General features: G+C 65.1%; 9 protein-coding genes. 3 read left to right on the top strand and 6 right to left on the bottom strand.

The features are described from left to right. Positions 1-8 precede the first annotated feature (8 nt). From AC1DXS_RS17340 to AC1DXS_RS17365, 6 genes are all read right to left on the bottom strand, one after another. On the bottom strand, positions 9-1,190 hold the full coding sequence (locus tag AC1DXS_RS17340) for a DSD1 family PLP-dependent enzyme (protein WP_477738716.1): 1,182 nt from the start codon (positions 1,188-1,190) through the stop codon (positions 9-11). 25 nt (positions 1,191-1,215) lie between these two features. After that, positions 1,216-1,893 (bottom strand): histidine phosphatase family protein, encoded by a 678-nt coding sequence (locus AC1DXS_RS17345; protein ID WP_477738724.1) that lies wholly within the window; start codon positions 1,891-1,893, stop codon positions 1,216-1,218. Between the two features lie 142 nt (positions 1,894-2,035). Continuing rightward, complete coding sequence (locus AC1DXS_RS17350) at positions 2,036-2,659, bottom strand: DUF4136 domain-containing protein (protein ID WP_477738717.1); 624 nt, start codon at positions 2,657-2,659, stop codon at positions 2,036-2,038. Positions 2,660-2,712: 53 nt separating this feature from the next. Then, on the bottom strand, positions 2,713-3,663 hold the full coding sequence (ttcA, locus tag AC1DXS_RS17355) for a tRNA 2-thiocytidine(32) synthetase TtcA (RefSeq protein ID WP_477738718.1): 951 nt from the start codon (positions 3,661-3,663) through the stop codon (positions 2,713-2,715). A gap of 20 nt (positions 3,664-3,683) precedes the next feature. Beyond that, a complete protein-coding gene (locus AC1DXS_RS17360) occupies positions 3,684-4,055 on the bottom strand; it encodes a dihydroneopterin aldolase (RefSeq protein ID WP_477738719.1) in 372 nt (123 codons plus the stop codon). 52 nt (positions 4,056-4,107) lie between these two features. After that, positions 4,108-4,902 (bottom strand): SDR family oxidoreductase, encoded by a 795-nt coding sequence (locus tag AC1DXS_RS17365; RefSeq protein ID WP_477738720.1) that lies wholly within the window; start codon positions 4,900-4,902, stop codon positions 4,108-4,110. 92 nt (positions 4,903-4,994) lie between these two features. On the opposite strand from AC1DXS_RS17365, the gene AC1DXS_RS17370 reads away from it, so the two are divergent. From AC1DXS_RS17370 to AC1DXS_RS17380, 3 genes are read left to right on the top strand one after another with little or no spacing between them, the layout of a single operon-like run. Then, on the top strand, positions 4,995-6,101 hold the full coding sequence (locus AC1DXS_RS17370) for a class I SAM-dependent methyltransferase (protein WP_477738721.1): 1,107 nt from the start codon (positions 4,995-4,997) through the stop codon (positions 6,099-6,101). Positions 6,102-6,111: 10 nt separating this feature from the next. Further along, complete coding sequence (locus tag AC1DXS_RS17375) at positions 6,112-6,306, top strand: DUF2905 domain-containing protein (protein WP_477738722.1); 195 nt, start codon at positions 6,112-6,114, stop codon at positions 6,304-6,306. A gap of 14 nt (positions 6,307-6,320) precedes the next feature. Further along, a complete protein-coding gene (locus AC1DXS_RS17380; RefSeq protein WP_477738723.1) occupies positions 6,321-7,283 on the top strand; it encodes an ROK family protein in 963 nt (320 codons plus the stop codon). Positions 7,284-7,736: the final 453 nt, after the last annotated feature.

A 7,736-nucleotide genomic window follows, 5' to 3' on the forward strand; every position in this document is an offset into this window, starting at 1 on the left:
CGGGAAAATCAGGTCAGCGCGCCGCGCGCGTCGACCCGGAAGATGCGCTGGACGGTGCCGCTGCGCAGGCCGCCCGTCACACCGATCATGAAATCGTGCAGGTTCACGGTCGGGTCGCAGTGCCCCGGGATCAGCCACAGCATGCGGCCCAGGCCGGGCAGTCGCTTGCTGTCGCCGGCGGGCCGCAGGATGCCGTGCTCGTCGCCGCCGTTGAAATACTCGAGCTCGCTTTCGGTGTCGAAGGCATGGACCAGCGGCAGGCCGGAATCGATCGCGTGGCTTTTGTGGCCGGCATCACACACCGCGTGTTCGCCGTGCGTGCTGACGACCTGGGTCTTGACGAAGAGCGCATGCTCGAACTGCGGTTGGGCCGGGTCGCGCTCATTCTTCGCGTAGTCGGCGTCCATGAACATGAAAGAGCCTGCCTGCAGTTCGCCGTAGACGCCGCTGGCGGCCTCCAGCATCAGGCTCCCGGTGCCGGCGCCAGTGACCAGATCCACCGTGATGCCCTGGGCCTCGATCAATTTGCGCGTGAGCACCACGGCCTCGACCGCCTTGGCGATGGCGTCGCGCCTTTCGTGGGCGCTGCGCATGTGCTGGGCCTTGCCGTGGTAGGCCTGCAGGCCGGCAAAGCGCAAGGGCGGATGCTTGCGGATTTCCAGCACCAGCGTGACGGCGGCGGCGCCGGGCTCAACGCCGCAGCGGCCCTGGCCGACATCGATCTCGACGAACACGTCGATCACGGTGGCCACGCCTGTGGCGTTGCGCGCCTCGGTCATGGCTTGCGCCAGGCGAATCACGCCTTCGGTGCTGTCGACCGCGATGGCCAGATGGCCCCCCTGCGCCGCGAGCTTCTGCGCCAGCAAGGCCACGCGCGCCAGCTTGGCGGGGGCGATGACTTCATTGCTGATGTAGACGTCGGTGACGCCGCCGGCCACCATGGCTTCGGCTTCGGAGGTCTTCTGCACGCAGACGCCGACCGCGCCGGCGCGCACCTGCATCTTGGCCAGCGTGGCGCTTTTGTGCAGCTTGGCATGCGGGCGCCAGCGGATGTTGTGCTTTTTGGCGAACTCGGCCATGCGCGCCAGATTGCGCTTCATCGCATCCATGTCGATGACCAGGGCGGGGGTGTCGATATCGTTGACCGGCTTGCCGATCAGTTCGGCCAGGCGGGTGGGCGTGGTACTCATGGGTGCGTCTTATCTCTTTTGGTATTTATTGTTGCGCACCCAACGGGTTTCGGGTCTCTCCGCCGGGAAATGCGCTGTCGTCCAGTGTGCCATCGTCCAGGTGCTGGGTGTCGGCCCAGCCGACGAGCGTAAAGCCTTCGGGGGTCCAAAGGAGGCGGTTGATGGCCGCATTGCCGAGTTCCCAGGTGCGCGGCGCCTGGATATCGAGCCGCGTCGCAGCGCGGTAGAGCACATCCATCACGCCGCCGTGGCCGACCAGCGCGATCAGCTCGCCCGGGTGCGCGGCCGCCAGGCGCTCTGCCGTGGCAATGACGCGGCTGCGCAGGGCGATCAACGACTCACCGCCGGCCGGCGCGAATTCGGGGTCGCGCTTGCGCCAGCGCATGGACTGCTCAGGCAGCAGGGCTGCGATCTCGGCAAAAGTCTTGCCCTCAAAGTCACCGAAGCCACGCTCGCGCAAGCCCTCTTCGCGCGTCACTTCGATACCCTGGATGCGGCCCAGGTACTGGGCGGTTTCCCAAGCGCGTGTGAGGTCGCTCGCATAGATGGCGCGGATGGGTTCGTCGGCCAGCGCCAGCGCCATGCGCTCGGCCTGCCTGCGGCCGGTTTCATTGAGCGGGATGTCCAGGTGGCCCTGGATGCGGGTATCGACGTTCCACGTCGTTTCGCCATGCCTTATAGCAATAATGCGCGTCGGTTCCATGGTCATGAGGCCCCCACGTTCGCCCACTGCGTGTGGCTTTCTGCCCCCCGAGGGGGCCGCCCGCCTGCGGCCCGGCAAAGCCGGTTCCGCGGCTCAGGCTGGTGCAGAACTGTTTCGCAAACTGAAAAGTGTGGGGGTCGTATCACCGGGGAATCTCCACGTTAATGCGGCGCGTGCCGGCGGGTGGTTGCGGGAAGCCGCGCAGGGCCGAATCCAGCATGGCGGGGAGCACGGCCAGGGTGTCGCCCCAGACGCCGTCGTGCAGGGCCCGGGTCTCAAAGGCGATCTGGTTGGTCCGCAGGTCGCGCATCACGATGCTCAGGTCGCGCTTGAAATAAGGCGGCTCGGCAATCCCGCCGCCAATCGGGAACGACAGGCCGACCGAGGCGCCGCGGCTGCCGCCGCCCACAAACACGCCGCTTCCGAAGCCGAAACCGCCGTAGGGGCTGTAGCCATACGGCCCGCGGTCGACGATCTGGGTGTTGGCCACGATTTGCACGCTGTAGCGTGCGGCGGGCGCGTTGAGCTCCATTCCCACTTTGGCCAGCGCGGTGCGTGCCAAGCCCTCGATGGCATCCTGGGGCGAGCCCACCGCCTGCTGCGAGGGCAGGCGCTCAAAGCGATAAGGCGTGGCTGGGGCGGGGGGCGGGCCGTTCCAGTTGTAGAAGGCGGTGACGTCGCTGTCGACCACGCGGACCGTGGAGCAGCCGCTCATCAACAGCCCCAGGACGGCTGTCGAAAAAATGGCGGTAAGTGCGCGTCTCATAAAGCCTCCATGATGAAAGCGTTGAAGATCAGTCAATGAATCAATCTAGTCACTCAGCTTGAATGAATGCCGATGACGGAAACACCCGGTAGCCGGGGCTCCTGGAACTCTTCGGCATCGAAAGCCTTGTCGCCATCGGCATCGGCCACCCCGGTGGCCTTGATGTTCTTGAAGTCGTGGCGCTTGTTGTCCATCAGGTGCGAGGGCACGATGTTCTGCAGCGAGGCGAACATGTTCTCGAGCCGGCCGGGGAATTTTTTCTCCCACTCGCGCAGCATGTTGCCGACCTGCTTGCGCTGCAGGTTTTCCTGGCTGCCGCACAGCGTGCACGGAATGATGGGGAATTCGCGCACCTGGGCCCAGCGCGTGAGGTCTTTTTCCGTCACGTAGGCCATGGGGCGTATCACCACGTTCTTGCCGTCGTCGCTGACCAGCTTGGGCGGCATGCCCTTGAGCTTGGCCGCGAAGAACATGTTGAGGAAAAACGTCTGCAGCATGTCGTCGCGGTGGTGGCCCAGCGCGACCTTGGTGCAGCCGAGCTCGCCGGCCACGCGGTACAGGATGCCGCGGCGCAGGCGCGAGCACAGCGAGCACAGCGTCTTGCCCTCGGGAATCACGCGCTTGACGATGCTGTAGGTGTCCTGGTTTTCGATGTGGAAAGGCACACCGAGCTTGCTCAAATACTCGGGCAGGATGTGTTCGGGGAACCCGGGCTGCTTCTGGTCCAGGTTGACGGCCACCAGCTCGAAGTTGATGGGCGCGCGCTTTTGCAGCTTGAGCAGGATGTCGAGCATGGCATAGCTGTCTTTCCCGCCCGAGACGCAGACCATGACCTTGTCGCCCTCTTCAATCATGTTGAAGTCGACAATCGCGCGGCCGACCTCGCGGCACAGGCGCTTTTCGAGCTTGTGGTCCTCGCGCTCTATCTTCATGCTGTTCTGCACGCGCGCGGAGCTTTCCTGCTGCTCATACTCCGCAACGGCCTCATCCCAGACTGCATTCATATCGTTCGCTCCCATATTTCTTACCACTGTCCCGTCTCGACGCGAATGGCCACTTCGCAGTCGTCAAAAATTTCAAGTTTGGCAATCTTCACGCGCACGCCCAGCACGCCGGGCAGCTGCATCAGCCGGTGTGCCAGCTTGCCGATCAGGCTCTCCAGCAGGTTCATGTGCTCGGCCGTGCACTCGCTGATGATGATCTGCCGCACCTTGCGATAGTCCAGCACATGGTGGATGTCGTCGTCATGCGGCAGCAGCGGCTGCGTGCCCAGGTTCAGTTCGGCATCGACCTGAATGGGCTGCGGCGCGGTTTTTTCATGGTCCAGAATCCCCAGGTTGGCGTCAAAGCGCAAACCGGTGAGGTGCAGGATCTGGGTTCCCCGGGTGTTGAACATGGCGCCAGTCTGTGGTGAGGAAAAGGGGGGCGTGTCAGCTGTTGCCGCAGCTTCACATCAGCGAAAAATCGCGGTCGAACTTCATCAGGTGCTGGCCGCCGTCCACCAGCAGCGTGGTGCCGGTGATGGAGCGGTTTTCCAGCGCGAACTTGACCGCGGCCGCAACGTCGGCAGGCGTGGAGGAGCGGCCCAGCGGCGACAGTTTGTGCCTGGCCTGGAACTGCTCGTCGCTCAGCAAATGGCTGGTCAGCGTCAGGCCGGGCGCCACGCCGACCACCCGAACCAGGGGTGCGAGCGCCTGCGCCAGCATGGTGCCGGCCGCTTCCAGCGCGGCCTTGGAGAGGGTGTAGCTGAAAAAATCGGGATTCTGGTTCCAGAGCTTCTGGTCCAGCAGGTTGACCACGGCGCCCTGGGCGCCCTGCTCACCTTTCGCGCCCTCGCCACGCGCCGTGATGTGGGCATGCAGCGCCTGCGCCAGCAGCACGGCGGCGCCGGTGTTGCTGTGCATGTGTTTGTCGAGGGCCGCAAAGCCGAAACTGGCTGCGTTGTCTTCTTCAAAAGTGGAGGCGTTGTTGACCACCGCATCAACCCGCCCCATGCGCGCCACAACGGCCGGCAGCAGGCCGCGCACTGCCGCCTCATCACCCAGGTCCGCCTGGAAAGCGGCCGGAGCCCCCGCCAGCCTGGCGCAATCAGCGACGGTTTGCCGGGCCTCGGCCTCCGAGCCGCGGTAATGCACCGCCACCTGCCAGCCCCCGGCCGCCAGCGCCAGCGCGATCTCGCGCCCCAGCCGCCGCGCAGCGCCGGTCACAAGGACCACGGGGAGGGAAGACGGCGCTGGGTTCATGGGTGGGCTTGGGGCTCAAAAGGAGCAAAAAGGAGGCAAGGGCCAGTGTGAAGAGGCCATGGGGATCGCCGACAATGGCGAGTGGTGACCCCATGACCTCGACGACCGATACCCCCATTTTAACGACCGGCCTTGCGGCCCACATAAGCAAGGCCATTGAGGCTGCCGGCGGCTGGCTGGGTTTTGACGAATTCATGGCCCTGGCCCTTTACACGCCGGGGCTGGGCTACTACGCCAACGATTCGCGCAAATTCGGCCTGATGCCCGAAAGCGGCAGCGATTTTGTCACCGCGCCCGAGCTTTCGCCGCGTTTCGGCCAGGCCTTGGCGCGCCAGGTAGCCCAGGCCCTGCGGGAAACGGGCACGGCGCAGATCTGGGAGTTCGGTGCGGGCTCGGGCGCGCTGGCCCAGCAGGTGCTGGAGGCGCTGGGGCCGCAGCTTGAGCGCTACACCATCGTCGATTTGTCGGGCAGCCTCCAGGCGCGCCAGCGCGAGCGGCTGGCCGCCTACGGCGACAAGGTCCGCTGGGCGTCGGAACTGCCGCCGACGATGCGCGGCGTGGTACTGGGCAATGAGGTGCTGGATGCCATGCCGGTCAAGCTGCTGGCGCGCCTGAAAGGCGACTGGCATGAACGCGGCGTGGTGGTGCGGGACGGCGGTTTCTTCTACGCCGACCAGCGCACCGGACTGCGCCCCCCCGCCGGGGTGGAGGGTGCGCATGACTACCTCACCGAAATCCATCCCCAGGCTGAAGCTTTTGTCGCCACCCTGGCCGACCGGCTGGAGGCCGGAGCGGTCTTTCTGCTCGACTACGGCTTTCCGGAACACGAGTATTACCACCCGCAGCGCAGCATGGGTACCGTGATGTGCCACCGCGGCCACCTGGCGGACGCCGATGCGCTGGCCGAGGTGGGCAGCAAGGACATCACCGCGCACGTCAACTTCACCGGCATTGCCCTGGCGGGCCAGGAGGCCGGGCTCGAAGTGCTGGGCTACACCAGCCAGGGGCGCTTTTTGCTCAACTGCGGCCTGGTCGACGGCATGGAGGGCGCGCCGCTGGAGCAGCGCGCCATGGTGCAAAAACTGATCGCCGAGCACGAAATGGGCGAGCTGTTCAAGGTGATCGCCTTTGGGGCCAAAGGCCGTCCGGTCTGGGAGCCTATCGGCTTTGCTGCCGGCGACCGGATGCATACGCTCTAAACTGGCCACCATGATCCGCTGGTTCATCGTCATCTTCCTGGCCCTGATGCTGATCAGCTGGTTCAGCCCGCTGCTGCAGAAGCTCGGCTTCGGCAAGCTACCCGGTGACCTGCGTTTTCGGCTGTTCGGGCGGGAGTGGTTCATCCCCTTGACCACCACCATCCTGTTGAGCTTTGTGGCCAGCCTGATAGCCAAAATTCTTTGAGGAAAAGTCCTGTCATGAAAGCCTGTGTCGACCTGGGAGGCACCAAGATCGCCGTCAGCCTGATAGAGGCCGGGCAGGAACTCAGCCTGGACCAGGCCACCCTGGCCCTGCAGTCCCGGCTTGTGGAGCCCACTGAAAAAGCCGGCCCACCCGACACCGTGGTGCGCCAGGTGCTGCGCATGCTGGGCAAGGCCTGCGAGGCCGCCGGCATCCGCGAACAGGATATTGAAGCACTGGGCATATCGTCCTGCGGCCCCTTTGTGGCAGTGGACGGCATGCTGGAGATTTCCAACCCCAACATCTGCGGCGGCATGGCCGGCCCCGCGCGCGGCCTGCCCAACGACTGGGTCAGCGTGCCCCTCGAAGCGCCGCTGCGCAGCCGCTTCGCCGAAAAACTCCGCATCGAGAACGACGGCGTGGGTGCCCTGCAGGCCGAGCGCCGCTGGGGCGCGCTGCAGGGGTACAGCCACTGCGCCTACGTGACCTGGAGCACCGGCATAGGTTTCGGCCTGTGCGTGGATGGCCGCATCCTGCGCGGCAAGCACGGCAACGCCGGCCACGCGGGCCATACCTTTGTCAGCGACCACAGCGACGCGCTGTGCGGCTGCGGCAACATGGGCGACCTGGAGGGCGTGGTGGCCGGTAACGCCATCGCAAGGCGTTTTGCCGGCGCGGGCTACCCCGGCGCCTCCGCGCTGTTCGCCGCCGCCCAATCCGGCGACGCGGCCGCTCAGGCCATCGTCGACGAACTGTGCCGCGTGCTGGGACGCGGCCTCTACAACATGGTCGCCACCCTGGACCTGGAACGCATCAGCCTGGGCGGGGGCGTGTTCTGGAACCACCGGGCGTATTTGCTGCCTCGCCTGAGTGCGCAAATCCACGGCAAGCTGCCTGCGTTGACGGATGAGTTTGAGTTGGTGGAGGCCGGCCTCGGTGAGAGGGTTGGGGATTTTGGGGCTTTGGCGTTGGTAAGCTGAGGTTTCGCCGGGTCTTGCGCCGGCTTGCGCGCTTTCCCCTCTCTACCTCTGCTTCGTCTGCTCACTCTTCTATCGGTAGCTGGCCGGGGGTTGCCCGGCGGCAACTCACTTTTATCGAAACCCGCAAAGCGGGTTTTCTTTTGTTCGCCAAAAGGCGCGCTACGCGCGCGGGGTTTGCTCACTTCGCGCAGCGAAGTTACGCAAACACCAAAAGTAAGCAAAAGAAAAGGCGACCTGGTGTCTGCGTCCCCTCCGCTTCGCTACGGGGCAGCCTGTGGTGCTCGGTCCAGACGGGGTCAAAAACAACTCGCTTCGCTCAAACACGTTTTTGCCCTGATCCGTCTGGACCTGCGCTCCTCGGCGCATACACAAGGGGCCCGGATACCGAACAGCCAAACAGCCGAAGACAAAACCCTGAAGACCTGAAATCACAAGGACACGCCATGGCGTGTC

The organism is Polaromonas sp. P3_B1, from assembly GCF_056402935.1.

Bases quoted from the DNA above. Each gene is read 5' to 3' on its own strand.
- AC1DXS_RS17380 (WP_477738723.1), top strand. From the start codon at position 6,321: ATGAAAGCCTGTGTCGACCTGGGAGGCACCAAGATCGCCGTCAGCCTG.
- AC1DXS_RS17370 (WP_477738721.1), top strand. From the start codon at position 4,995: ATGACCTCGACGACCGATACCCCCATTTTAACGACCGGCCTTGCGGCC.
- AC1DXS_RS17350 (WP_477738717.1), bottom strand. From the start codon at position 2,659: ATGAGACGCGCACTTACCGCCATTTTTTCGACAGCCGTCCTGGGGCTG.
- AC1DXS_RS17345 (WP_477738724.1), bottom strand. From the start codon at position 1,893: ATGGAACCGACGCGCATTATTGCTATAAGGCATGGCGAAACGACGTGG.
- AC1DXS_RS17375 (WP_477738722.1), top strand. From the start codon at position 6,112: ATGATCCGCTGGTTCATCGTCATCTTCCTGGCCCTGATGCTGATCAGC.
- ttcA (WP_477738718.1), bottom strand. From the start codon at position 3,663: ATGAATGCAGTCTGGGATGAGGCCGTTGCGGAGTATGAGCAGCAGGAA.
- AC1DXS_RS17360 (WP_477738719.1), bottom strand. From the start codon at position 4,055: ATGTTCAACACCCGGGGAACCCAGATCCTGCACCTCACCGGTTTGCGC.
- AC1DXS_RS17340 (WP_477738716.1), bottom strand. From the start codon at position 1,190: ATGAGTACCACGCCCACCCGCCTGGCCGAACTGATCGGCAAGCCGGTC.
- AC1DXS_RS17365 (WP_477738720.1), bottom strand. From the start codon at position 4,902: ATGAACCCAGCGCCGTCTTCCCTCCCCGTGGTCCTTGTGACCGGCGCT.